1 protein-coding gene is annotated in these 260 nt (G+C 37.3%); it reads left to right on the forward strand.

The genetic code is table 11. The features are described 5' to 3' along the window. Nucleotides 1-152: 152 nt before the first annotated feature. The coding region (locus ACYQ2O_RS13260; RefSeq protein WP_459796447.1) for a helix-turn-helix domain-containing protein at nt 153-260 on the forward strand (108 nt) is incomplete at its 3' end.

The raw sequence follows: 260 nt of genomic DNA on the forward strand, positions 1-260 counted from the left end.
TGATGAATGGCGCTCGAGCTTGCTCGACAGTATTTTCGAAAAAAGTAAAAAATAAGTCTTATTCCTGCAATAACTCGTCACACAAAAGTCATTGTTCCCCTTGCTTTAATCCCGTCATTAGGGTATTCTTAGCACAAAGAGGAGGGGAATGTATGTTCAAGAATAAAGCGTATAAATTTCGTCTCTACCCCAATGAAAAACAGAAAGAGCAGATAAACAAAACAATCGGATCTGCTCGCTTTGTCTATAATCATTTCTTA

The sequence above is a fragment of the Alkalibacterium sp. m-11 genome, from assembly GCF_054658155.1.